This is a genomic window from Clavibacter sp. VKM Ac-2872 (genome assembly GCF_015351105.1).
GTDB lineage: Bacteria > Actinomycetota > Actinomycetes > Actinomycetales > Microbacteriaceae > Clavibacter.
In genome coordinates this window covers 1,299,480-1,320,096 of record NZ_JADKRR010000001.1, presented here as the reverse complement: position 1 = coordinate 1,320,096, position 20,617 = coordinate 1,299,480, and the positions used below count along the sequence as shown (strand labels likewise).

Sequence of the window (20,617 nt, the reverse complement as noted above, 5' to 3'; positions counted from 1 at the left end):
CGTCCGCCTGCCCACCCCTCCCGGCGCCATACGCGGATGGATGGCGCGGCACCCGCGGGTGGTCGACGGCGCCATCGCCATCCTCTTCACCCTGGTGTCGGTGAGCGCCGCCCCGGTGGTCGGCAGCAGATCCCCCGGCCTCCCGGGCGGCATCGCGCTGGCCGCCCTCAGCGTCCTGACGGGCGTCGCGCTCATGTTCCGGCGCAGCCGTCCCGTGGCGGTCCTGGCCGTCGCGAGCGCGGCCGCCGCCGCCGCGGCCCTCGTGTCCGGCAGCTTCGACGGCGGGGCCATCCCCATCGCGCTGTACGCGCTCGCCGTCTACGGGTCGTCCCGGCGCGCGTGGATCGGGTTGGGCGGCGTGGCCGTCGTCATCGCGGTCGTCACTCCCGCGACGGCCGGCCAGGGGCCCATGGCGCTGTCGATCGCGACCATGCTCCTCGTCAGCCTGATCCTCCCGCTCATCGCGACGCTCATCGGCACCAACGTGGGCGGGCGGAAGCGCTACGTCGAGGCGCTGCGGGACCTCGCGGTGCAGCTCGCCCGGGAGCGCGACCAGCAGGCGCGGCTCGCCACGGCGGCCGAGCGGACCCGCATCGCCCGCGAGATCCACGACATCGTCGCCCACGGGATCACCGTCATGGTGACGCTCGCCGACGGGGCGGCCGCGAGCGCCGTCGCCCGGCCGGAGCTCGCACGGGATGCCATCCGCGAGGTCGCCGAGACCGGTCGCACCTCCCTCTCCGAGATGCGCCGCATGCTCGGCGTCCTCGCCGAGGAGCCCGGCGCGGACGACGCCGCGACGCCCTCGCTCCGCGCACCGCAGCCCGGGCACGCCGACCTCCCCGCGCTCGTCGACTCGTTCCGCTCCACGGGCCTCCCGATCCGCTTCACGAGCACGGGCGGGCCGCCGGACGACCCGGGACGCCAGCTCGCCGTCTTCCGCGTCGTGCAGGAGTCGCTGACGAACGTGCTCCGCTACGCGCCGAACGCCGACCGCGTCGAGGTGCGCGTCGACCACCGGCCCGAGGAGATCGTCGTCGAGGTCACCGACGACGACCTCACGGGGCCCGTCGTGCCGCCCGTCCCCGGCAGCGGTCGCGGCCTCGTGGGGGTCGCCGAGCGCATGGCCGTGTACGGCGGCACCGCGACCGCCGGACGGCGCGAGAACGGCGGCTGGCGCGTCCTGGCCACCTTGCCCAGCGGGCTCCACGACGTCCGGCCGGGCGACGTGTCCCGAGCGCCGGATCCGACCGACAGCCCCCGCGACCAGGAGGACCGATGACCGACAGCAGCACCCCCGTCCGCGTGCTCATCGTGGACGACCAGGCGCTCGTGCGCATGGGCTTCCGCATGGTGCTCGACGCGGAGCCCGGGATCGAGGTGGTGGGCGAGGCCGCCGACGGTCGCGCGGCGGTGGAGCGCACGGGAGAGCTCGCGCCCGACATCGTGCTCATGGACGTGCGCATGCCCGGCATGGACGGGATCCAGGCCACCGCCGAGATCGTCGCGCGGCACCCCGCGACGCGCGTCATCGTGCTGACCACGTTCGACCTGGACGAGTACGCGTTCGCCGGGCTCCGCGCCGGAGCGAGCGGCTTCCTCGTGAAGGACACGCGGCCCGAGCACCTGATGGAGGCGATCCGCGCGGTCGCCGACGGCGACGCCGCCATCTCCCCGCGGGTGACGCGGCGCATGATCGAGCTGCTCGGCCCGACGATGCCCCCGACCGGCGGGGCGTCCGGCACCGGGGAGGGCGCCGCCGACCCGCGGCTGCGGCCGCTCACCGCGCGCGAGCTGGAGGTGCTCACGGCGCTGGCCGAGGGGCTCACCAACCAGGAGATCGCGGGGCGCCTGTACCTGTCGGAGTCGACGGTGAAGACGCACGTGGGCCGGGTGCTCGCGAAGCTCGAGGTGCGGGACCGTGTGCAGGCCGTGATCCTCGCGTACGACTGCGGGCTCGTGCGGCCCGGTGCGTGACGGCCGGCCGGCGGGGTCGCCGAGTGCCCGCGCGGCAGGAGAGGATGGATCCACCGGCCGCTCGCCGGGACGACCCCACGGGAGCGCGATGACCACCACCGCAGCCGACGCGCGCACCCAGCGTCCCCTGCCCGCCGCCCGCCGTGCGGCCGACCCGCCCGCGGGCGATCCCGGATCCGGCACGCGCACGGGCTCCGACACGAGCCTGCTCGAGCGCGCCGCGACGCCGCCGGTGTGGAGCTGCGTGGTCTGGAACGACCCCGTCAACCTCATGACGTACGTCTCGTACGTGTTCCGCAGCTACTTCGGCTTCAGCCGGGAGCGCGCCGACGAGCTGATGCTGCGCGTGCACGAGGACGGCCGGGCGGTCGTCGCCACGGGGATCCGCGAGGAGATCGAGCGGCACGTGCTCGCGATGCACGGCTACGGGCTGTGGGCCACGCTCGAGCGGGTGGAGGCATGAGGGCCTTCCACGCGCGGCCGGACGGCACGGTCGCCGCGCACCTCGAGCCGCACGAGGTCGCCATGCTGCGCGGCCTCCTCGGCGAGCTCCGCGGGATCCTGGACGAGGGCACCGCGCCCGGTGGCGCCACGGACGGCGCCGCCCCCTCCCCCGTCGTCGAGCGCCTGCTGCCCGACGCCTACCCGGACGATGCCGAGGCGTCCGCCGAGTTCCGGCGCTTCACGGCATCCGACCTCTCCGAGGCGAAGGCCGCGAACGCCACCGCCGTCGAGGCGACGCTCGCCGAGGCCGACGCGCGCGGGGCCGGCCGGCGGGGGCTCCTCGTGGTGCTGGATCCGACGGGTGCGCAGGCCTGGCTCCGCACCCTCAACGACCTCCGGCTCGCGATCTCGGTGCCGCTGCGGATCGACGAGGCCGACGGCTGGCGCGACCGCGCCCCCGAGGAGAGCGCGAGCCTGTACGACTGGCTGACGTTCGCGCAGGGATCGCTCATCGAGGCCGTCGACCGCTGAGCGTCGGCCGCGGACCGCCCCGCGCAGGGGCTCCGCGGCGGGCGTCGGCGAGCATGATGGAGGGGACCCGCGGATCAGCCGGCCCGACGGGTCCCGTCCGCAGGAGAGGAGCAGCATGCGCGTCGTCGTCATCGGAGCGACCGGGAACCTCGGCACCGGGGTGCTGCGCCGTCTCCACGCCGCGGGCGCCGAGATCGTGGGCGTCGCCCGGCGCATGCCCGACGCCTCCCTCGAGCCCTACTCCCAGGTCACCTGGCGTCTCGCCGACATCGGCGCGGCGGGCGCGGTCTCCGGGCTCGCGGCGACCATGCGCGGCGCCGACGCGGTGATCCACCTCGGGTGGGCGCTGCAGCCGAACCACCGCGAGCGCGTGATGCACCGCACCAACGTCATCGGCACCGCCCACGTGCTGGAGGCCGTCGCGCAGGCAGGAGTGCCGCAGGTGGTCGTCGCGTCGTCGGTGGGCGCCTACAGCCCCGCGCCCAAGGACCGGCCGCGCGACGAGACCTGGCCGACGGGTGGGATCCACACCTCCCACTACTCGCGCCACAAGGCCGAGAACGAGCGCGCCATGGACGCGTTCGCCGAGGCCCACCCCGAGATCGTGGTCACGCGCATGCGGCCGGGGCTCGTGATGCACGACGAGGCCGCCGCGGAGATCGCCGGGCTCTTCCTCGGGCGGTGGATCCCCACGCGCTGGCTGGGGCTCGCCACCCGCACCCCGGTGCTGCCGCTCCCGCGCGAGCTGGTGTCGCAGGTGGTGCACAACGAGGACGTGGCGGACGCGTTCTGGCGCGCGGTCGAGCGGCGGGCGCCGGGGGCGTTCAACGTGGCGGCGGATCCGGTCGTCGACGCCGCGCTCGTCGGCCGCCTGCTCGACGCGCGCGTCGTGACGGTACCGCTGCCCGCGCTGCGGGCGCTCGTCTCCGTGAGCTGGCGGCTGCGCGTGCAGCGGACGGATCCGGGCTGGATCGACATCGCCGCGAACGTGCCGGTGATGTCGACCGCCCGCGCCCGCGAGGTGCTGGGCTGGGCGCCGACGCACACGGCGGAGGAGGTGCTGTCCGAGTTCGGCCGCGCCTTCGTGCACCGCTCCGGGCGCGACGGCTCGGCGCCGCTCGCCGGATGAGCGAGGACGCCGACTTCGTCGCCGCGGCCCTCGAGCGCGAGGGCGCGTGGTACCGCGCCGACGCGGAGCGGGAGCGGCTGCGCTCCGACCTGGAGTTCGTGGGCGCGTCCGTCGGCGCCGTGCGCGGGACGGTGCGCGACCTCGGCCGGCGGCGGCCGGGCATGACGCGGGACGAGGCGGTCGCGCTCGCGTCCGAGCTCTGGGGATCGCGCGTCTACGAGCGGCGGCTCGCGGCGGTCGTGCTGCTGCAGGAGCACGTGGACGATCTCGACAACGGCGACCTCACGCGCATCGAGGGCTTCGTGCGGGACGCGCGGCTCCGGGCGCTCGTGGATCCGCTCGCCCTCGACGTCATCGGGCCGCTCGTCGAACGGCTGTGCGGCACCGCGCGCGCCCGGGCCGACCAGGCGCTCGACCGGTGGGCGGGCGAGCAGGACGTGTGGCTGCGCCGCGCCGCGCTGCTGGCGCCGCTGCGGCCGATCCGGGCGGGCGGCGGCGACTGGGACGGGTTCCTCCGCCGGGCGCGCACCGCGCAGGCGGGGCCGCGTGGCGGGCACGACGTCGTCCGCGAGGCGGTCGAGCGCGTGCGCGATGCGGCACGGGAGACGCGGCCCGATCTCGCGTGACCGCGGCCTCGCGACCGAGCGCGGGCGCCCTCGGACGCCGGCGTCCGCGCGGCCCTACTCCGCGGCGGGTGCGGGCGGATCCGTGCGGAAGCCGACCAGCCGGTGCGTGCCGTCGCAGTAGGGCTTGATCGACGAGACGCCGCAGCGGCAGAGCGCGACGGTGCTCCGTGTGCGCGGCACCGGGCGGCCGGCGGGATCCACGATCTCGAAGTCGCCGCGGACGAGGAGCGGTCCGTCGGGGTAGGCGATGATCCGCGCCGGCTCGGGTCCGGCCGGGCGGGCGGATGCGGGGGCGGGCTCCGCGGAGTCGCCCGCCGACGGCGCGCTCACGCCGCGTCCACGACGGCGGCCGTCGAACCCGCGCGCAGCGACGACCGGCCCGCCTGCCAGCTGGCCAGCACGTGCGCGCCGACCCAGCCCTCGACCTCGAGGCACGCGGCCGCGCCGAACAGGACGTCGTCGAGGAGCTCGGGCTCCGACTCCACGAGCCCACCGGCGAGGTCGTGCGCCGCGATCTGCTCGTGCACCGCGTCGGCCTCGACGTGCTCGTCGTAGTACCAGGCGACGTCGTCGCCGAAGCCGAGGCGGCGGATCCCGCTCGCGTACAGGCGGCTCGGCACGCTCGAGGTCATCTCGAACGCGGCGAGGTGGCCGACGATGGCGCCGCGGAGGCGCCGGTGCAGGCCGAACAGCGACATCGCGTTGGAGGACGCGAGCGTGATCGCGGGCACGTCGTCGAGGTAGGCGCCGTAGCGGTCGTCGAGGCCCGTGCCGCGGAGGGTCGCGCCGAAGATCGTCGCGTGGACGCGCTCGGGCCGGCCGCCGCCGTACTCGTCGGCCTGGATCTCCACGAGCGCGGCCTTGGCGCGACCCCGCAGGCGCGGGATCGCCCAGGAGTGCGGGTCGGCCTCGCCGAGCGTGTAGATCGACCGATGCACGAGGAACTCGCGGAGCTGCTCGATGGTGGCCTTCCGCGCGACGAACCGCGAGAGGGACGGCCCGGAGTCGGCCGAGGTGAGCGCGAACAGGGCCGCCGCGACGCCCGCCGCCGTCGGCTCGGGGCGCTCGGGGACGGGGACGCGCTCGCGGAGGGCGGCCTCGAACGCGCGCTCGAGGATCCCGCGCACGGCGATGAGCCGCGGGTCCCACTCGCGGTCGTCGTCGACGCCCTCGAGGCCCGCGTGGTGCAGCTCGTAGAGGCAGAAGAGGGCCAGCTGGACGTCGTCGTCCCGGACGACATCGTCCGTCGCGGCGAGCGCCTCGGCGGCGAGCGCCGCGAGATCGGGGGCGGAGGATCCCCCGGCGAGGTCGGCGAGGAGGGCCTTGCTGAGCGGGCCGCGCGCGGCGGGGAGGGGCGACGGGAGGGTGCGAGCCGCTTCGTGGGCGGTCGCGAGCAGATCGGTCATGGGTCCAGCCTGCTCCGGCCCGAGCGGGCACGGCCGGGCGTGTCGCCGTCTCCCCCGGGCAGCGGTAAGGCCTGGCTCGGGCGACGGGCGCGGCGCGACCGCCGTGCGCGCATCCGGGATACTGCGAAGAGGCCCGCGCCCGGCGGGCGACGGCCGGTGCGAGGAGGTGCCCATGCGACGCGGCACCAACCTGCCCGCCATCGGCGGCTACAACCGCACGGTGGTGCTCGACGCGGTGCGCCGCGCGGCCGAGGGCGCCAGCCGCTCCGAGATCGCCGAGCGCACGGGCCTCAGCGCGCAGACCGTCACCAACGTCGCGCGCCGCCTCGTCGACGAGGGGCTCGTGCGCGAGGGCGGCACCGTGATCCGCGGGCCCGGCAAGCCCCGTACGCTCCTGCACCTCGTGGCCGACGGCCGCTTCGCGGTGGGCGTCCACGTGGATCCCGCGGTCATCACCTCGGTGCTGCTCGACCTGGAGGGCACGGTGATCCGGCACGCGAGCAGCCCGACGCCCTCGGCGTCCCGCCCCGACGAGGTGGTGGCGCTCGTGGCCCGGCTCGTCGACGGGCTCATCGCCGACGCGGGGGTCGACCGTCAGGCCGTGCTCGGCGTGGGGCTCGCCGCGCCGGGGCCCATCGACGTGGGCGCGGGCCTCGTGCTGGATCCGCCGATGCTCCCCCGCTGGCGCCACGTGCCGCTGCGCTCGGCCCTCAGCACCGCGACCGGCCTGCCGGTGCTCCTGGAGAAGGATGTGACCGCGGCCGCCGTCGCGGAGCTGTGGTTCGGCCCCGGGGATCGCCGCCACCTCGCGTTCGTCTACTACGGCACGGGCTTCGGCACCGGCCTCGTGCTGGGCGGCGAGCCCGTCCGCGGCGCGAGCTCGAACGCCGGGGACTCCGGCCACATCATGGTCGCGTCGCGCGGCCGGCGCTGCACGTGCGGGCGCGTCGGCTGCGTGGGCGAGCTCATCACCCCGCACGCGCTCGTGCGGCAGGCCGTCGAGGGGGGCGTGCTCGGCGCGGGCGACGTGTCCGACGCGGCGCTCGCGGAGGCGGCGGCGAGCGGCGACGCGGTCGACATGCGGCTGATCGGCGAGGCCTTCCACGCGCTCGCGGCGCGCGCGGACGCGGAGGACGGGCCCGCCCGCCGGATCGTGGAGGCGGCGGCCCGGCACCTGGCGCGCGCCGTCGTGATCCAGGTGAACCTGCTCGACCTCGACGAGGTGGTCTGCGGGGGCCCCTTCTGGCACCCGATCGCGCGCCTCGTGCTGGAGACGCTGCCGGAGGAGGTGCGGCGGTCCCCCGCGCTCATCGCGAAGCACCCCGTCCGGGTGGTCGAGTCGGCCATCGGCGAGGACGTCGCCGCCGTGGGCGCCGCGTGCCTCGTGCTCGACAACGCCTTCTCGCCGCGCCCGTCGGCGATGCTCATCCGCGGCTAGCGACCGGCGGCCGGCGCCCGGACGCTCGCGGCCCCGCCCTGCCCGCCGCCGGATCGTGACCAGGATGTCTTGACATGGATTAGTCCATACGTTTGGCTAACCCTCGACGGGCGGCGAGGACGCCGACCGTCCGAGCCAGTGGAGCAAGGGAGCACCATGACGAACCGCCGGACCCACCCGAGGACACGAGCCCGCATCCTCCAGATCACGGCGGCGTCCGTCGCCGCCCTCCTCCTCGCCACCGGCTGCTCGGGCGGCGCGGGCGGCGGAGGCGACGGGAAGACCCTCAGGGTCGCGTACCAGAAGTTCGGGACCTTCACCCAGATGGACGACCACATGAAGGAGACCGCGACGACCTTCGAAGCCGCGAACCCCGGCATGAAGGTCGAGTTCGTGCCCATCGCGGCGCAGAACGACGACTACTTCACCAAGCTCGCGCTGATGAACCGCTCGGCCTCCACCGCCCCGGACGTGATGTACGAGGACACGTTCAAGGTGAAGTCCGACGCGGCCGCCGGCTACCTCCTCCCCCTCGACGACCAGGTCGCGAAGTGGGACGACTGGTCGAAGTTCTACGACTCCGCCAAGCAGGCGGGCGTCGGCGAGGACGGCAAGGTCTACGGGATCCCGATGGGCACCGACACGCGCGCCCTCTGGTACAACAAGGACCTCTTCCAGAAGGCCGGCCTCCCGGTCCCGTGGGAGCCGAAGACCTGGGACGACGTGCTCGACGCGGCGAAGACCATCAAGCAGAAGATGCCGGACGTGATCCCCCTCAACGTCTACTCGGGCAAGCCCCAGGGCGAGGGCGCGACCATGCAGGGCTTCGAGATGCTGCACTACGGCACCCCCACCGGCACCCTCTACGACGATGCGACGAGCAAGTGGATCACGGGCTCGCAGGGCTTCGAGGACTCGCTCGGCTTCATCCGCGACGTCTACCAGGGCGGCATCGGCCCGAAGCCCGAGGAGGCGCTCGACACCAACATCGGCACCATCGTCGCCGGCCAGTGGATCCCGCAGGGCAAGCTCGCCATCGACCTCGACGGCTCGTGGCTCAGCGGCACCTGGCTCGACACGGGCACCAACCCGTGGCCCGAGTGGAGCGACGTGATGGGCCAGGCGCCCATGCCCACGCAGGACGGCCAGGCCCCCGGCGCCGTGAGCATGTCGGGCGGCTGGACCCTCGCGGTCGGCGCCAAGACGAAAGCCCCCGACAAGGCGTTCGAGTTCATCGCCGACGCGCTCGACAAGGACGGCTCGAAGTCGTACGACATCGCGGCCAGCCAGATCGCGGTCCGCAGCGACGTCGCCGAGGATCCGGAGTACGTCGCCTCCAACCCGACGTTCGCGTTCTTCTCCTCCCTCGTCGACGACACGCACTTCCGCCCGGCGACCACCGACTACAGCCGCATCTCCAACGCGATCACCGTGGCGATGGAGTCGGTGATGACCGGCCAGCAGTCACCCGCCGAGGCCGCGGCCGCGTACGACCAGGCCGTCGTCGGCATCGTCGGCGACGACGGGACGCAGAAGGCGAAGGGCTGACGCGTGTCCACCATCGCCCCCGTGCCGGTCGGCCCCAACGCCGACGTGCGGAGCGCCGACCGGCGGGGCGCGGCGGGGTCGGGCCCGGGCTCGGCTGGTCCGTCGCCGGTCCGGCCGGGCCGGGCCCGCGCCCGCGCGCTCCGCACCGGCGCGCGCACCATCCCGCTGCTGCCCTCGATGGTCCTGCTCGCGCTGTTCCTCCTCGGCCCCGTGATCGCGAGCCTCTACGGCTCCTTCACGGACGCGTCCCTCACCGGGTACGCCGCCGGCGGTGCGCAGTTCATCGGCTTCGACAACTACACGGCGCTCTTCGCGGATCCCGACTTCCCGAAGTCGGTGCTCCTCACGCTCGCGTTCGTCTTCTTCTCGGCGGTCGTCGGGCAGAACGTCGTCGGCCTCGGGCTCGCGCTCCTCATGCGGCAGGGCAACCGGGTCATCCGGGCAATCGTCGGCACCTTCGTCATCGCCGCGTGGGTGCTGCCGGAGATCGTGGCCGCGTTCGCCGCCTACGCGTTCTTCAACGACACGGGCACGCTCAACACGATCCTCGGCTGGTTCGGCATCCCGGGCGCGAACTGGCTCTACGGGCTGCCGCTGCTGTCGGTGATCCTCGCGAACGTGTGGCGCGGATCCGCCTTCTCGATGCTCGTCTACGCGGCGGCCGTGCAGGAGGTGCCGCCGGAGATCACCGAGTCGGCCGAGGTGGACGGCGCGACCGGATGGCAGCGGCTCGTCTTCATCACGCTGCCGGTGATCCGCCGCAGCATCTCGACGAACCTGATGCTCACCACGCTGCAGACGCTGTCGGTCTTCACCCTCATCTTCGTCATGACGGGCGGCGGCCCCGGCACTTCCAGCTCGACCCTGCCGATCCTCGCCTACCAGGAGGCGTTCCAGTTCTCGCAGCTGGGCTTCGGCACCGCGATCGCGACGATCATGCTCCTCGTCGGAGCCGTGTTCAGCGTGATCTACATCAGGGCGCTCCGCCCGGAGGTGGACTGACCATGGCCGTGACCACGATGACGCCGACGACCACGCGGCCCGCCCGCGCGAGGCGGTCGGGTCGGCCGCCGGGCTCCCGCATGACCTCGCCGAGCGGCCGCGTGATGCGCGCCGTGGCGAACGGCGTCCTGGTGCTCGTCGCCCTGTGCTTCGCCGTGCCGCTCGTGTGGCTCCTGCTCGCGGCCTTCGATCCGTCCGCGACACTGTCGGCGAAGGTGCCGAGCGAGTTCACGCTGGAGAACTTCCAGGCCGTGCTCACGCCGGAGATCTCGTTCATCCCGCTGATGAACAGCCTCGTGCTCTCGGGCGGCTGCGCGATCGTGACGGTGGTGGTCGCGATCCTCGCGGCCTACCCGCTGTCGCGGTACCGGATGCGGATCACCAAGCCCTTCCTCTACGGGATCCTGTTCGGCACGTGCCTGCCCATCACCGCGATGATGGTGCCCGTCTACAGCCTCTTCGTCTCGCTCGACCTCATCGACTCGATCGGCGGCACGGTCTTCTTCCTCGCCGCCACGAGCCTGCCGATGGCGATCTGGATGGCGAAGAACTTCATGGACTCCGTGCCGATCTCCCTCGAGGAGGCGGCCTGGACGGACGGCGCGTCGATGATGCGCACGCTCACCCACATCGTCGTCCCGCTCATGCGGCCGGGGATCGCGGTGGTGTTCATCTTCGTGTTCATCCAGGCGTGGGGGAACTTCTTCGTGCCGTTCATCCTGCTGCTGAGCCCGGACAAGCAGCCGGCCGCCGTGAGCATCTTCAACTTCTTCGGCCAGTACGGCAGCGTGGCGTACGGACAGCTCGCGGCGTTCTCGCTCGTCTACTCGGTGCCCGTCATCGCGCTGTACGTGCTCGTCTCGCGCACGCTCGGCGGGTCGAACGCGCTCGCCGGCGCCGTGAAGGGCTGACTCGCCCGCGCATCCCCGCACCACCACCACCGCACCACCCGCCGCGCGGACGCCGACGCCCGCGCGGCGCACGCGGGAGACACCCGCCCGCGGTCCGCCGCGCCACCGACTGGAGACGACCATGCCCCCCACCACCGCGCTCGCCGAGGCCCGCATCGAGCGGTTCGTCCGCGACCGCCTCACCCCGAACATCCACCGTCGCCGGATCCCGCTCGCGATCGAGGCGTGGGACGCGCCCGGCGAGCCGGTGCCGTTCGCGGAGGCCGTGCGCCAGGACTACCGGCCGTTCGCGGTCGGCACGCCGTGGAGCCGGGCGTGGGGCACCACGTGGTTCCACGTCACCGGGACCGTGCCGGAGGACGCCGACGCCGAGGGGACCGCGCTCGAGGTGCTCGTCGACCTCGGCTTCAGCGACCGCCAGCCCGGGTTCCAGGCCGAGGGGCTCGTGCACCGGCCGGACGGCAGCGTCGTCAAGGCCATCGAGCCGTACAACGGCTACGTGCCGCTCGTGGGCGTCGGTGCCGGTACCGCGCCGGGCACGCACATCGACCTCTGGATCGAGGCGGCATCGAACCCCGACATCGGCGGCGACTCCTTCCACGGCGAGACGCCGCTCGGCGATCCGGCGACCGCGGGCGACGACCCCATCTACGCGCTCCGCACCCTGGACCTCGCCTGGCGCGACCTCGCCGTCTGGGAGCTCGACCGCGACGTCTGGACGCTGCAGGGGCTCATGGGCCAGCTGGATCCGGCGTCGTCGCGGCGCGCGGAGATCCTCGCGGCCCTCGAGCGCATGTGCGACGCGGTGGATCCCGACGACGTCGCCGGCACCGCCGCCGCCGGCCGGAGGGCGCTCGAGGCCGTGCTGGCCGCGCCCGCCCACGCGAGCGCCCACCGGGTCACCGCGGTCGGCCACGCGCACATCGACTCCGCCTGGCTCTGGCCCGTGCGCGAGACGCGCCGGAAGGTCGCGCGCACGTTCTCGAACGTGCTCGCGCTCATGGACGAGGATCCCGACTTCGTGTTCGCCGCCTCCAGCGCCCAGCAGTACGCGTGGCTGAAGGAGGACCACCCGGAGCTCTTCGAGCGGCTCCGCCAGCGCGTGGCCGAGGGCCGCTTCGTGCCCGTCGGCGGCATGTGGGTCGAGTCGGACACGAACATGCCGGGCGGCGAGGCGCTGGTGCGCCAGCTCGTGCAGGGCAAGCGCTTCTTCCTCGAGGAGTTCGGCATCGACGCCCGCGAGGTGTGGCTGCCCGACTCGTTCGGCTACACGGGCGCGCTGCCGCAGATCGTGCGGGGCGCGGGCGCGGAGTACTTCTTCACGCAGAAGCAGTCGTGGAACGAGACCAACACGATGCCGCACCACACCTTCCTCTGGGAGGGCATCGACGGCAGCCGGGTCTTCACGCACTTCCCGCCGGTGGACTCCTACAACTCCGACCTCTCCGGCGAGGACCTCGCGCGCGCCGAGCGGCAGCACGCCGAGAAGGCCGTGCACAACGCGTCCATCGTCCCGTTCGGCTGGGGCGACGGCGGCGGCGGGCCGACCCGCGAGATGGTCGCGGCGGCGCACCGCACGCGCGACCTCGAGGGGTCGCCGCGCGTGGAGCTCGGCACGCCGCTGGCGTTCTTCGACGCCGCGAAGGCCGAGATCCGGGATCCGCACGTGTGGTCGGGCGAGATGTACCTCGAGTTCCACCGCGGCACCTACACGTCGCAGGCGCGCACCAAGCAGGGCAACCGGCGCAGCGAGCATCTGCTGCGGGAGGCCGAGCTGTGGCTCGCGACCGCGGCCGTCCGCGACCTCGTCGCGTACCCGCACGACGAGCTCGACGCGCTCTGGCGCACGGTGCTGCTACTCCAGTTCCACGACATCCTGCCGGGCACCTCCATCGCCTGGGTGCACCAGGAGGCCGAGCGCGAGCACGCCCGCGTGCAGGGCCGGCTGCGGGAGCTCGTCGCCCAGGCGCAGGGCGCGCTCGCGGGATCCGGCGACCGGCGCATCGCGTTCAACGCGGCCCCCGTGGACGCGGAGGGCGTCGGCGCGCTGGCGGCCTCGGTCGTGGATCCCGCGCCCGGCTCCCCCGCGCCGGTCGCGGACGGCGACGGCTGGCTCCTCGACAACGGCCTCGTGCGCGCGCGGTTCGCTGCCGACGGCACGGTCTCCTCGCTCGTCGACGCCGCATCCGGTCGCGATCTCGTCGCCCCCGGCCAGCGCCTCGGCCTCCTGCAGCTGTTCCGCGACACCCCGAACCAGTGGGACGCGTGGGACATCGACGACGCCTACCGCCGCAACCGCACCGACCTCACCGACGTCGCATCGATCCGGATCGACGGCGCGGCCCTCGTGGTCGAGCGGGAGTTCGGCGCCTCGCGCGTCACGCAGACGTGGACGCTGCCGGCCGGCGAGCCGGAGCTGCAGGTGGTCACCGACGTCGACTGGCACGAGCGGCAGAAGCTCCTCAAGCTGGCCTTCCCGCTCGACGTGCACGCCGACCGCGCCGCATCCGAGGTGCAGTTCGGGCACGTGCAGCGCGTCACCCACGCGAACACGTCGTGGGAGACCGCGCGCTTCGAGACGGTCGCGCACCGCTGGGTGCACGTGGGCGAACCGGGCTTCGGGGTCGCCGTCGCGAACGACGCGACGTACGGGCACGACGTGACGCGGATCCCCCGCCCGGACGGCGGCAGCGCGACCCTCGTGCGCCAGTCCCTCCTGCGCGCGCCCGTGTTCCCCGACCCGCACGCCGACCAGGGCCGGCACGTCCTCCGCTCCGCGGTGCGCGTCGCGCCGGACGTGCTCGACGCCGCCGACGCGGGCTACCGGCTCAACCTCCCGGTGCGCGAGATCCGGGGCGACCACGGCGTCGCGCCGCTCGTCACCTCCTCGAACGCCGCCGTCGTGATCGAGGCGGTCAAGTTCGCCGAGGACCGCTCGGGCGACGTCGTCGTGCGGATCTACGAGGCCCGCGGCGGCAGGGAGCGGGCGGTCGTGCGGGTGGATGCGGCAGCCGGCCTCGGCGACGCGGTCCGCACCGACCTGCTCGAGCGGCCCCTGGACGGCCAGGACGCGCAGGCGTCGGTCGACGGCGTCGAGCTGACGCTGCGGCCGTTCGAGATCGCGACCCTGCGGTTCGGGCGGCGCTGATCGAGCGGCACGCGGCGGGGCGCCGGGTCAGTCGACCGCGGGCAGCCCCGCCGCCTCGCGCGCGATGCGCGCGGCCTCCGCGTGCTCGGCCCTCCAGAACGCGGCGTCGCCGTCGGGCAGGTTGCCGTTCTCGACGCGCAGCCCCGCGGCTCCGTCGACGAGCTCGCGCAGGATGTCCGCGTGCCCCGCGTGCCGGTTGAGCTCGGCGATGAGGTGCACCGCGATCCGCTGCACCGTCACGATCCCGGCCTCCCCCGGCCACCACGGCACGCGACCCACGGTGTCGAGCGGCAACGCCAGCAGGGTCGCCTCGGAGTGCGCGCCGACGCGCGCGGAGAGGCCCAGGATGTCGGCGCGCGACTCGTCCGCCGTCGCGCGCATGTCGGCGTTCGGCGGCGCGTCCTCCTCCATCCACGGCAGCTGCTCGGGGAACGGCCGGCCGAAGACGAACCCGAGGTAGCCGGCCTCCACGCCCGCCGCGTGCTTCACGAGTCCCAGCAGGTTGGATCCCGTGGGCACGAGCGGGCGCCGCACGTCGTGCTCGCCGAGGCCGTCGAGCTTCCAGACGAGGGCCTCCCGCGCGAGGCGGAGGTGGCGGATGAGGTCGTCGCGCACGGCGTCGTCGCCGCGATGGGACGGGATCGCGGAGGAGGGCTGCGCTGCGGTCATGCCGCGAGCCTCCCAGGCGTGCCCGACGTGCGTCCAGACCCGATGCGCTCTCCGCCACCTGGACGGGGGTCATCTCCCGGACGGGCCCGGCCCGGATGCCCGGGAGGATGGACGAGGGCAGATGCCCGACGAGAGGGCAGCATGACCACCGACGACACGACCGTCCATCACCCCCCGGCGGCGCCCGCGGATGCGGATCCGGGCCATGGCACGCGCGAGCTGCTCGCGGCAGGCGGTCGCGCGTTCGCCGGATGGATCATCGAGGTCGTCACGCCGAGGCGCCGCGGGCTGGCCCTCTGCGGCGCTCTGGTGGTCGGCGTCGGCACGGCCCTGCTGCTCCGCTCCCTCCTCCTCGACGCGGATGACGCGGACGTCGACGAGACCGCCGTCGCGGCAGCCCTCGGCATCGTGCTCGGTGCCCTCGCGGGCGCGATCCCCCTCACCGCGTGGCTGGCGCGCGCCTCGCGTCGCATCGGCTCCGCCACCGGCGCCCACCCGCACTGGAGGGACGCCGCGCTCCTGGAGCGGTCCGTCGACCGTCGGGGCCGCGTCGCACTCGCGCCGGGCACGGCGGCGCGAGTGGCCGTCGAGTCCCGTCGCGCCATCGCCTCCAGCGCGGTGGGCGTGCCGGTGTCCGCGATCCTGCTCGTCGCGCTGCTCGTCGCGACCCCTGTCCTGCTGTCCGCCGGGATGGCCGTCATCCAGATGCTCCTCGTGCCCTTCTATGCGGTGATGTCGGCCTCGACCCTCGTCGTGCAGGCGCGAGCAGCAGGTGCGATGGCCCTCCTCCGCGACGCCGCCGACGCGGAGCTCGCCCTCCCGGAGGCGGAGCGCACGCAGGCCCCCTTCCGTCGATCCGCCGCACGGCAGCGGGCTGCCCTGACCCCGGCGTCCAGCGGTTTCCCCCACCCGGGTAATACCCTGGTGGGATGAAGGCGCTCCAGTACACCCGCATCGGATCCCACCCCGAGGTCGTCGAGATCGAGAAGCCCGTCCCCGGGCCCGGTCAGGTCCTCCTCCGCGTCACGGCCGCCGGCGTGTGCCACTCGGACGAGTACGTGATGGGCCTCTCGGAAGAGGAGTACCGCGCCGCCGGCTACCCCCTCCCCCTCACGCTCGGCCACGAGGGCGCCGGCGTCGTCGAGGAGCTGGGCGCGGGCGTCGAGCACCTCGCCGTCGGCGACGCCGTCGCGGTCTACGGCCCGTGGGGCTGCGGCCGCTGCCACGCGTGCGCCGAGGGCCGCGAGAACTACTGCGCCAACGCCGCCGCCGAGGGCATCCAGCCTCCCGGGCTCGGTGCCCCCGGCGCCATGGCCGAGTACATGATCGTCGACGACCCGCGCCACCTCGTGCCGCTCGGCGACCTCGACCCCGTCGCCAACGTCTCCCTCACCGACGCCGGCCTCACCCCGTACCACGCCATCAAGACGTCCCTGCCGAAGCTCGGCGCGGGCACCTTCGCCGTCGTCATCGGCACGGGAGGGCTCGGACACGTAGGGATCCAGATCCTCCGCGCCCTCAGCGGCGCCACCGTGATCGCCCTCGACGTGAACGAGGAGAAGCTCGAGCTCGCCCGCCACGTCGGCGCGCACCACACGGTGATCAGCGACCGGGACGCCGCCGCCGGCATCCGCGCGATCACCGGGGGCCGCGGCGTGCAGGCCGTCTTCGACTTCGTGGGCGCGGACCCGACCATGGCGACGGCCCTCCACGTGGTCGAGCCCGCGGGCGACGTGACGATCGTCGGCATCGGCGGCGGAACGGTCGAGGTCGGCTTCGGGACCATCGCGTTCGACGCCGCCGTGCGGATCCCCTACTGGGGCAGCCGCTCCGAGCTGATCGAGGTGCTCGACCTCGCGCGCTCCGGCCAGGTGACCGTCGAGACGCAGCGGTACGCGCTGGAGGACGGGCCGGACGCCTACGCCGCGCTCGCGGCGGGCACCGTGCGGGGTCGCGCGGTCATCGTCCCGTAGCTCCCCAGCAGCTCGTAACCCGCGGCTTCTCGGGGCGATGTGCGTCGTCGACAGCGACACGCCGTCCGCGCTGTGAGTATCCCTGGTGCGATGGCGCCGGCGCCATGACAGGCTGGGCCGTGGTTGCCCCAGAACCCGGCGCCGCGTCGCATCCCCGTGTGACGACGACAGACAGCGGCCCGCCGAGGCGTTCCGCTCCACCTGGCCGAGAGGCCACGGACGAACGAGCTGACCATGACTGACACCACCGCAGCCCCCCGGATCGTGCTGACCCGACCCAAGCGCGGAGGCGGGGCCAACCCCACCACCGAGTACTCGGGACTCCTCAACACCGTCCGCGACGCCGGTCTCCTCAACCGCCGCGTCGGCTTCTACGTGCTCATGTTCGCCGGCATCACCGCCGCCCTGGTGGGCCTCGGCGTCGGCTTCGTGCTCCTCGGCGACAGCTGGTTCCAGCTCCTCATCGCCGCGGGCCTCGGCATCATCTTCACCCAGTTCGCCTTCCTCGCCCACGAGGCCTCGCACCGCCAGGTGTTCGAGTCCGGCAAGGCCAACGACATCGCGGGCCGCACGCTCGCCAACCTCTTCGTCGGCATCAGCTACTCCTGGTGGATGACCAAGCACTCGCGCCACCACGCCAACCCCAACGTCATGGGCAAGGACCCGGACATCGAGCGCGACGTCATCTCCTTCACCACCGAGGACGCCGCCCGCGCGAAGGGCGTCTACGGCTGGTTCACCCGCCACCAGGGCTACGCGTTCTTCCCCATCCTCATGTTCGAGGGCCTCAACCTGCACGTGCACGGCTTCCGCACCGTCTTCGGCCGCGGCAAGGTCGACAAGCGCTGGCTCGAGATCTCGATGCTCTCCACGCGCATCATCGCGTACCTCGCGGTCGTCTTCTTCTTCCTCCCCCTCGGCATGGCGTTCGCGTTCGTCGGCGTCCAGCTCGCGGTCTTCGGCGTCTACATGGGCGCCTCGTTCGCCCCGAACCACAAGGGCATGCCCGTGCTGCCGAAGGACTCGAAGGTCGACTTCCTCCGACGCCAGGTGCTCACCTCGCGCAACATCAAGAGCACGTGGCTGACCGACCTCTACATGGGCGGCCTCAACTACCAGATCGAGCACCACCTCTTCCCGAACATGCCGCGCCCGGCGCTGAAGAAGGCGCAGATCATCGCGAAGGAGTACTGCGCGACGCACAACATCCCGTACACGGAGACCACGCTGCTGGCCTCGTACGGCATCGTCATCGCGTACCTCAACCGCGTGGGCCTCTCAGCCGGAGGCGACCCGTTCGACTGCCCCGCATCGGCGGCCTTCGGACGCTGATCCGGGCTCTCCGCACGACCCGACGCCTCCCGCTCGCGCCGCCCACCCGGGCCGCGACCGGGAGGCGTCGTCGTGCGGGCCGCCTGTCGCGGGCTCCCGCGTGCCCCGGTACGTCGCGGGCTAGCGCCTGCCCCAGTCCCACGACGGGGCGCTGAGGAGACCCTGGCCCCGCAGCACGGTCTCGCCGAGCGGCTTCTCCAGCACGAGCTCGCCCGCCTCGGCGTGCTCGGACACGGCCGCGGCCAGACCCGGCGCATGCGTGACCACCAGGATCTGCACGTGCTGCGACGCGGCCGCGATGAGCTCGCCCAGGGCGGGGAGCAGATCCCGGTGCAGGCTCGTCTCCGGCTCGTTCAGCACCATGAGCTCGGGCGGCTCCGTGGTGAGCAGGGCCGCCGTGAGCATGAGCATCCGCAGCGTGCCGTCGGAGAGCTCGGCGGCGTCGAGCACGCGCAGGATGCCCGGCTGCCGCAGCCCGAGCGACAGGACGCCGTCCTGGGAGCGGACCACGATGGTCGACCCGGGGAACGCGCGGTCGACGAGCGCGTCGAGCGCGTCGCCGTCCCCCCACTCCCGGATGGTCTGCACGGCGGCCGCGAGGTCCGAGCCGTCGCTCGCGAGGACGGGCGTGCGCGTGCCGACGCGTGGCCGACGGGCGGGCGCATCGACGTCGGTGCGGAGGTGGTCGTAGAAGCGCCAGCCGCTCATGCGCCGCCGCAGGATCATCGACTCCGGGCTGGTGACCGCGTCGGCCACCTCGCTGAGGACGCTGAGGTGCGGCGGCACCAGCGCCGGCACGTGCATCCACTCGCCGGCCTCGTCGCGGACGCGCACGTCCTGCCAGCGGCGCTCCAGCACGAGCGAGCGGGGACGCGCGACGGGCCCGCTGAACAGCAGCTCGCGCTTGATCTCCGGATCGCGGGCGAACATGCTGGCACGCGGGTCCCGCTGCGGGATGCCGAGGTCGACGAGGTAGCCGAGCTCGTCGCCCGCGAAGCCGAGCCGGAGGGCGATCGGGTCCTTCCGCTTGGTGCCCTGCACCTCGTGGTCGCCATCGCGCATCGCCCTGCTGAGCCCCTCGGGCCCGGCCCAGAGCACGGCCTCGAGCCCGCCCTCGCGGGCGAGCGCCCCGACGGCCCCGCCCTGCGCCATCTCGGCGATGAGGCGGAGCGCCCGGTACACGTTCGACTTGCCGCTGCCGTTGACGCCCGTGACGACGTCTAGACCGGTGAGCGGCAGCGCCAGGTCGCGGACGGACCGGTAGCCGGAGACGGCGAGGGTGCGGATCATGCCGCGACCCTCCCACGCACCGCCGACACGCGCCTGCGCGGCCGACCGACGGGGATCAGGAGTCCTGCGGCACCCGGACGGTCAGGCCGCCGGGGAGGACCTGGATCTTGAAGCCGATGGCGCGGCCGAAGGGATCGCCGTCGAGCTCGATGTCCTCCTCCTTCTCGAGACGGACCACGACCTCCTCGGCGGTGCGGTACTCGAGCGCGCGCACCTCCTTCTCCGGGCCCATCAGGCGGCGGCCCGCGGCGGTGCGGCGGACGACGCCGTTCTCCCACGCGACCTTGACCCAGATCTGGATCCAGCCGAACAGGCCCTCGGGGCGCATGAGCACGACGTCGAGGATGCCGTCGTCGACCGCGGCGTCCGGCAGCAGCAGGATGTTGGCGGGCAGCGATCCGCAGTTGCCGACGATGAGCGTGTGCGCGCGGCGGCGGTGCACGCTGCGGCCGTCGAGGCGGTAGCGCAGGCGGAGCTGGTCGCGGTCGCGCAGGGCCTTGAAGATCGCGTCGACGTAGGCGAGCCAGCCGACCCGCTTCTTCAGCTCCGAGTCGGTGTTCGCGAGCATCTTCGCGTCGATGCCGACGCCCGCCATGACGACGAACACGTGCTTGTCGCGGGACTCGTCCTCGCGGAGGATCTCGATCGACGCGAGGTCGACGGTGCGGTCGTGCCCGGAGAACGCGGCCTCCAGGGAGTGCTCGACGTCGTTGAGGGTGAGCTTGAGGTTGCGGGCCAGCAGGTTGCCGGTGCCGGAGGGCAGCAGGCCGAGCGAGACGCCGGATCCCGACATCCCCTCGGCGACCGCACGGACCGTGCCGTCGCCGCCGGCCGCGATGACCATGTCGACGTCGTGCGACAGGGCCTCCTCTGCGGCGCCCTTGCCCGGGTCGTCCTCGCTGGTCTCGAACCAGAGGGTCTCCTGCCAGCCGGCCGAGCCCGCCGCGTGCGCGACCTTGGTCCGCAGCGACGGGAGGTCGACCTTGATGGGGTTGTAGACGATGGCGGCCCGGCGGCCCGACCCGTCGGTGGGCGCGGGCGATGGTGCGGAGGCGGGGGTGGAGGTCGTCATCATGGTCACCCTACCGACGCGGGCGGCCGGCGAGGGGTCCGGGAGCCCCCGCGTGCTCCCGGTGTCCGGGAGACGACGATGCCGACCCGTGCGCGGGGCGCGGGTCGGCATCGTCATCGGG

General features: G+C 73.8%; 19 protein-coding genes. 14 read left to right on the top strand and 5 right to left on the bottom strand.

Annotated elements, in window-relative coordinates:
* The first annotated feature begins 40 nt into the window (after nucleotides 1-40).
* The 6 genes from ITJ40_RS06285 to ITJ40_RS06260 all read left to right on the top strand — a co-directional run bounded on the left by ITJ40_RS06285 (nucleotide 41) and on the right by ITJ40_RS06260 (nucleotide 4,707).
* Entirely contained in the window at nucleotides 41-1,282 is a 1,242-nt protein-coding gene (locus ITJ40_RS06285) for a sensor histidine kinase (RefSeq protein WP_194666236.1), read from the top strand.
* The gene (locus tag ITJ40_RS06280) at nucleotides 1,279-1,977 is read left to right on the top strand and encodes a response regulator transcription factor (RefSeq protein WP_194666235.1); all 699 of its coding nucleotides are present in this window, start codon (nucleotides 1,279-1,281) and stop codon (nucleotides 1,975-1,977) included. Before ITJ40_RS06285 ends, ITJ40_RS06280 begins: the two co-directional genes overlap by 4 nt.
* Before the next feature lie 88 nt (nucleotides 1,978-2,065).
* Nucleotides 2,066-2,440, top strand: coding sequence for an ATP-dependent Clp protease adapter ClpS (gene clpS / locus ITJ40_RS06275; RefSeq protein WP_194666234.1), 375 nt, complete (start codon nucleotides 2,066-2,068; stop codon nucleotides 2,438-2,440).
* Nucleotides 2,437-2,952, top strand: coding sequence for a DUF2017 family protein (locus ITJ40_RS06270; RefSeq protein ID WP_194666233.1), 516 nt, complete (start codon nucleotides 2,437-2,439; stop codon nucleotides 2,950-2,952). Before clpS ends, ITJ40_RS06270 begins: the two co-directional genes overlap by 4 nt.
* A gap of 115 nt (nucleotides 2,953-3,067) precedes the next feature.
* Nucleotides 3,068-4,081: an NAD-dependent epimerase/dehydratase family protein gene (locus ITJ40_RS06265; protein WP_194666232.1), complete on the top strand. Its 1,014-nt coding sequence runs from the start codon at nucleotides 3,068-3,070 to the stop codon at nucleotides 4,079-4,081.
* Nucleotides 4,078-4,707: a DNA alkylation repair protein gene (locus ITJ40_RS06260; RefSeq protein WP_194666231.1), complete on the top strand. Its 630-nt coding sequence runs from the start codon at nucleotides 4,078-4,080 to the stop codon at nucleotides 4,705-4,707. The genes ITJ40_RS06265 and ITJ40_RS06260 overlap by 4 nt, the downstream gene beginning before the upstream one ends.
* 54 nt (nucleotides 4,708-4,761) lie before the next feature.
* Here the strand turns inward: ITJ40_RS06260 and ITJ40_RS06255 are convergent, their stop codons facing one another.
* Both ITJ40_RS06255 and ITJ40_RS06250 read right to left on the bottom strand, forming a co-directional pair.
* Nucleotides 4,762-5,037, bottom strand: a complete 276-nt coding sequence (locus tag ITJ40_RS06255) for a CDGSH iron-sulfur domain-containing protein (RefSeq protein WP_194666230.1) — start codon at nucleotides 5,035-5,037, stop codon at nucleotides 4,762-4,764.
* Entirely contained in the window at nucleotides 5,034-6,113 is a 1,080-nt protein-coding gene (locus ITJ40_RS06250; RefSeq protein ID WP_194666229.1) for an iron-containing redox enzyme family protein, read from the bottom strand. The genes ITJ40_RS06255 and ITJ40_RS06250 overlap by 4 nt, the downstream gene beginning before the upstream one ends.
* Nucleotides 6,114-6,285: 172 nt before the next feature.
* On the opposite strand from ITJ40_RS06250, the gene ITJ40_RS06245 reads away from it, so the two are divergent.
* From ITJ40_RS06245 to ITJ40_RS06225, 5 genes are all read left to right on the top strand, one after another.
* The gene (locus tag ITJ40_RS06245) at nucleotides 6,286-7,551 is read left to right on the top strand and encodes an ROK family protein (RefSeq protein ID WP_194666228.1); all 1,266 of its coding nucleotides are present in this window, start codon (nucleotides 6,286-6,288) and stop codon (nucleotides 7,549-7,551) included.
* A 156-nt stretch (nucleotides 7,552-7,707) separates the two neighbouring features.
* Nucleotides 7,708-9,099 carry an extracellular solute-binding protein gene (locus ITJ40_RS06240; protein ID WP_194666227.1) on the top strand — a complete coding sequence of 464 codons (1,392 nt, stop codon included), beginning with the start codon at nucleotides 7,708-7,710 and terminating at the stop codon, nucleotides 9,097-9,099.
* Nucleotides 9,100-9,102: 3 nt separating this feature from the next.
* On the top strand, nucleotides 9,103-10,101 hold the full coding sequence (locus ITJ40_RS06235; RefSeq protein WP_194666226.1) for a carbohydrate ABC transporter permease: 999 nt from the start codon (nucleotides 9,103-9,105) through the stop codon (nucleotides 10,099-10,101).
* 2 nt (nucleotides 10,102-10,103) lie between these two features.
* Nucleotides 10,104-11,012 carry a carbohydrate ABC transporter permease gene (locus ITJ40_RS06230; protein WP_370532000.1) on the top strand — a complete coding sequence of 303 codons (909 nt, stop codon included), beginning with the start codon at nucleotides 10,104-10,106 and terminating at the stop codon, nucleotides 11,010-11,012.
* Between the two features lie 121 nt (nucleotides 11,013-11,133).
* Nucleotides 11,134-14,160 carry a glycoside hydrolase family 38 C-terminal domain-containing protein gene (locus ITJ40_RS06225; RefSeq protein ID WP_194666225.1) on the top strand — a complete coding sequence of 1,009 codons (3,027 nt, stop codon included), beginning with the start codon at nucleotides 11,134-11,136 and terminating at the stop codon, nucleotides 14,158-14,160.
* Nucleotides 14,161-14,187: 27 nt separating this feature from the next.
* Here ITJ40_RS06225 and ITJ40_RS06220 read toward each other — a convergent pair whose 3' ends face one another.
* Nucleotides 14,188-14,829, bottom strand: a complete 642-nt coding sequence (locus ITJ40_RS06220) for a DinB family protein (protein ID WP_194666224.1) — start codon at nucleotides 14,827-14,829, stop codon at nucleotides 14,188-14,190.
* A 141-nt stretch (nucleotides 14,830-14,970) separates the two neighbouring features.
* Here ITJ40_RS06220 and ITJ40_RS06215 point away from each other — a divergent pair, with 141 nt between their 5' ends.
* The 3 genes from ITJ40_RS06215 (at nucleotide 14,971) to ITJ40_RS06205 (ending at nucleotide 18,134) form a co-directional block, all read left to right on the top strand.
* Nucleotides 14,971-15,762: a hypothetical protein gene (locus ITJ40_RS06215; RefSeq protein WP_228511838.1), complete on the top strand. Its 792-nt coding sequence runs from the start codon at nucleotides 14,971-14,973 to the stop codon at nucleotides 15,760-15,762.
* Nucleotides 15,759-16,802 (top strand): NAD(P)-dependent alcohol dehydrogenase, encoded by a 1,044-nt coding sequence (locus ITJ40_RS06210; protein WP_194666223.1) that lies wholly within the window; start codon nucleotides 15,759-15,761, stop codon nucleotides 16,800-16,802. Before ITJ40_RS06215 ends, ITJ40_RS06210 begins: the two co-directional genes overlap by 4 nt.
* Nucleotides 16,803-17,036: 234 nt before the next feature.
* Complete coding sequence (locus ITJ40_RS06205) at nucleotides 17,037-18,134, top strand: acyl-CoA desaturase (RefSeq protein WP_194666222.1); 1,098 nt, start codon at nucleotides 17,037-17,039, stop codon at nucleotides 18,132-18,134.
* Nucleotides 18,135-18,254: 120 nt separating this feature from the next.
* On the opposite strand, the gene ITJ40_RS06200 is transcribed toward ITJ40_RS06205, so the two are convergent.
* Together ITJ40_RS06200 and ITJ40_RS06195 are read right to left on the bottom strand one after the other, a co-directional pair.
* Nucleotides 18,255-19,424 (bottom strand): AAA family ATPase, encoded by a 1,170-nt coding sequence (locus ITJ40_RS06200; RefSeq protein ID WP_194666221.1) that lies wholly within the window; start codon nucleotides 19,422-19,424, stop codon nucleotides 18,255-18,257.
* Between the two features lie 55 nt (nucleotides 19,425-19,479).
* The gene (locus tag ITJ40_RS06195; protein WP_194666220.1) at nucleotides 19,480-20,496 is read right to left on the bottom strand and encodes a diacylglycerol kinase family protein; all 1,017 of its coding nucleotides are present in this window, start codon (nucleotides 20,494-20,496) and stop codon (nucleotides 19,480-19,482) included.
* Nucleotides 20,497-20,617: the final 121 nt, after the last annotated feature.

Bases quoted from the DNA above. Each gene is read 5' to 3' on its own strand.
- ITJ40_RS06285 (WP_194666236.1), top strand. From the start codon at position 41: ATGGCGCGGCACCCGCGGGTGGTCGACGGCGCCATCGCCATCCTCTTC.
- ITJ40_RS06280 (WP_194666235.1), top strand. From the start codon at position 1,279: ATGACCGACAGCAGCACCCCCGTCCGCGTGCTCATCGTGGACGACCAG.
- clpS (WP_194666234.1), top strand. From the start codon at position 2,066: ATGACCACCACCGCAGCCGACGCGCGCACCCAGCGTCCCCTGCCCGCC.
- ITJ40_RS06270 (WP_194666233.1), top strand. From the start codon at position 2,437: ATGAGGGCCTTCCACGCGCGGCCGGACGGCACGGTCGCCGCGCACCTC.
- ITJ40_RS06265 (WP_194666232.1), top strand. From the start codon at position 3,068: ATGCGCGTCGTCGTCATCGGAGCGACCGGGAACCTCGGCACCGGGGTG.
- ITJ40_RS06260 (WP_194666231.1), top strand. From the start codon at position 4,078: ATGAGCGAGGACGCCGACTTCGTCGCCGCGGCCCTCGAGCGCGAGGGC.
- ITJ40_RS06250 (WP_194666229.1), bottom strand. From the start codon at position 6,113: ATGACCGATCTGCTCGCGACCGCCCACGAAGCGGCTCGCACCCTCCCG.
- ITJ40_RS06245 (WP_194666228.1), top strand. From the start codon at position 6,286: ATGCGACGCGGCACCAACCTGCCCGCCATCGGCGGCTACAACCGCACG.
- ITJ40_RS06240 (WP_194666227.1), top strand. From the start codon at position 7,708: ATGACGAACCGCCGGACCCACCCGAGGACACGAGCCCGCATCCTCCAG.
- ITJ40_RS06230 (WP_370532000.1), top strand. From the start codon at position 10,104: ATGGCCGTGACCACGATGACGCCGACGACCACGCGGCCCGCCCGCGCG.
- ITJ40_RS06225 (WP_194666225.1), top strand. From the start codon at position 11,134: ATGCCCCCCACCACCGCGCTCGCCGAGGCCCGCATCGAGCGGTTCGTC.
- ITJ40_RS06220 (WP_194666224.1), bottom strand. From the start codon at position 14,829: ATGACCGCAGCGCAGCCCTCCTCCGCGATCCCGTCCCATCGCGGCGAC.
- ITJ40_RS06215 (WP_228511838.1), top strand. From the start codon at position 14,971: ATGACCACCGACGACACGACCGTCCATCACCCCCCGGCGGCGCCCGCG.
- ITJ40_RS06210 (WP_194666223.1), top strand. From the start codon at position 15,759: ATGAAGGCGCTCCAGTACACCCGCATCGGATCCCACCCCGAGGTCGTC.
- ITJ40_RS06205 (WP_194666222.1), top strand. From the start codon at position 17,037: ATGACTGACACCACCGCAGCCCCCCGGATCGTGCTGACCCGACCCAAG.
- ITJ40_RS06200 (WP_194666221.1), bottom strand. From the start codon at position 19,424: ATGATCCGCACCCTCGCCGTCTCCGGCTACCGGTCCGTCCGCGACCTG.
- ITJ40_RS06195 (WP_194666220.1), bottom strand. From the start codon at position 20,496: ATGACGACCTCCACCCCCGCCTCCGCACCATCGCCCGCGCCCACCGAC.